Consider the following 2,241-nt stretch of genomic DNA (forward strand, 5'->3'; position numbering starts at 1 on the left):
AAATCTCAGTGTGATGAATGTAAACGAAAAAGAACTGAAAATAAACTGGTTAAAGAATTTAAAAGGCCTGTTGATGTGATTGATGATGGGGAAACATGTTTCCTTGAACAGGGGATTATCTGCATGGGGCCTGCTACCAGAGGTGGTTGCGGAGTACGCTGTATTGAAGGAAATGCTCCTTGCCGTGGTTGTTATGGCCCACCGCCCGATGTACCCGATCCGGGAGCTAAAATGCTTTCGGCTGTGGCTACCATGATTGATGCCAATACCCCCGAAGAAGTCGAAAAAATTGTTGCTACCATTGACGATCCTGCCGGAACTTTTTACCGCTTTAGTTTACCAGGTTCTATTTTAAGAAGAAAAGTAATTGTATGAAAAGAATAACCATTGATCCGATTACAAGGCTTGAAGGCCATGGTAAAATTGAAATCTTCCTTGACGATGAAGGAAGTGTTGACAATGTCTATTTTCAGGTTCCCGAACTCAGGGGATTTGAAAAATTTGTGGAAGGCCGTCCGGTAGAAGAATTGGCCCAGATTGTTACCAAGATTTGTGGTGTTTGCCCTGGTTGTCATCACATGGCTTCCGGAAAGGCTGCCGATGCTGTTTATAGGGTGGAACCAACGCCAACGGCAAAGAAAATCAGAGAGTTGTTTTACATGGCTCATTTTGTTCACAGCCATATTGCTCATTTTTATGCTTTGGCAGCTCCCGACTTTGTGGTTGGCCCTGATGCTCCGACTGCAAAAAGAAATATTCTGGGAGTGATTGAAAAAGTTGGAGTAGAAATCGGAACGGAAGTTATCAAACAAAGACGTCTGGCTCAGGAAATTCAGGCCTTACTTGGTGGACATCAGACACATGTGGTGCTAAACATTCCCGGTGGTGTCAGAAAAGGACTGAACGAAGAGCAAAGAGATGATATTGTCAGGAAAGCAGAAGGATTTATTGAATTTGCAAAATTCTCTCTGAAAATCTTTGAAGATGTTGTTCTGGCCAATTCTGCCTATGTTGACCTGATTGTCAATGGACCATACAGCCTGAAAATCCATTCAATGGGATTGGTAGATGAAAACAATAAGGTAAATTTTTATGACGGGAAGGTCAGGGTGGTTGACACCGAAGGTAAAGAATTGTTTAAATATGCTCCATCGGATTATACCAGATATGTAGCAGAAAGAGTTGAGCCATGGAGCTATCTGAAATTCCCGTATCTGAAAGAAATTGGATGGAAAGGCTTTATCGATGGAAATGATTCGGGTGTTTATCAGGCAACTCCATTGAGCCGACTGAATGCTTCGGATGGAATGGCTACCCCTTTGGCACAGATTGAATATGAGAAAATGTATAAAACTTTAGGTGGAAAGCCTGTTCATGCTACCCTGGCCATGCACTGGGCACGTTTGGTGGAATTGCTGTATTCAGCCGAAAGATGTCTTGAATTAGCTACCGACCCTGATATAACCGGAAAAGATTTGCGTGCTCCATTAACAAACATTCCTGAAGAAGGAGTAGGAATTGTGGAAGCCCAGCGTGGCACATTGACACATCATTACTGGACTGATAAAAAAGGAATTGTTACCAAAGCAAATATCATTGTTGGAACGACCAACAACAATGCAGCAATTTGTATGTCTATCAAAAAAGCAGCACAAGGGCTTATTAAAAAAGGACAGCCTGTTACTGATGGCATTTTGAATATGATAGAAATGGCCTTCAGGGCTTATGACCCATGTTTTTCATGTGCTACCCATTACCAACCGGGGGAAATGCCTTTGGTGGTGAATATAAGGGACAAGGAAGGGGAATTGTTGCAGAGCGTGAAAAGATAACTTTCTTGAAGGGGGATTTTTAATAGCGGGGGAATTAATTCCCCCGCTAATTGAATAAATCCTTTGTTTTTATTGAATGCAAATGACTCTTATTGCTGGATTTATTATTACAGGCAAATCCTCAATTTTATGCCATTTTTTTTCAAAGCTTTTTATATAACCTAAATTGCTTTTTATATCTCTGGTCATGCCAAGGACAACTCCATAATATTGGTGTTTACTATCCTTAAAAGAATAAAAGTATTCGTCTCCACAATTTAACCATTCCATGGCAACCAAAGCACCATTTTCAGGCAGGTAAACATTTTCTTTTTCTAAATCGAAAACTAACCATTCACCCCCATTTTTTGAGCTATTAATAAACGATTTAGTGAGTAAATCAGTTCCTGGTAACTTTGTATTCGTATCA

Annotated in this window: 3 protein-coding genes; 2 read left to right on the forward strand and 1 reads right to left on the reverse strand. The window is 40.7% G+C overall.

The genetic code is table 11. The features are described 5' to 3' along the window. Both GX437_03120 and GX437_03125 read left to right on the forward strand, forming a co-directional pair. The coding region (locus GX437_03120; protein NLJ06643.1) for an oxidoreductase at nt 1–375 on the forward strand (375 nt) is incomplete at its 5' end. Beyond that, nucleotides 372–1,832: a Ni/Fe hydrogenase subunit alpha gene (locus GX437_03125; GenBank protein ID NLJ06644.1), complete on the forward strand. Its 1,461-nt coding sequence runs from the start codon at nt 372–374 to the stop codon at nt 1,830–1,832. The genes GX437_03120 and GX437_03125, both read left to right, overlap by 4 nt. A 69-nt stretch (nt 1,833–1,901) precedes the next feature. Here the strand turns inward: GX437_03125 and GX437_03130 are convergent. Continuing rightward, on the reverse strand, nt 1,902–2,241 hold a 340-nt coding region (locus GX437_03130; GenBank protein ID NLJ06645.1), incomplete at its 5' end, for a hypothetical protein.

Source organism: Sphingobacteriales bacterium, assembly GCA_012517435.1.
Lineage (GTDB): Bacteria > Bacteroidota > Bacteroidia > CAILMK01 > JAAYUY01 > JAAYUY01.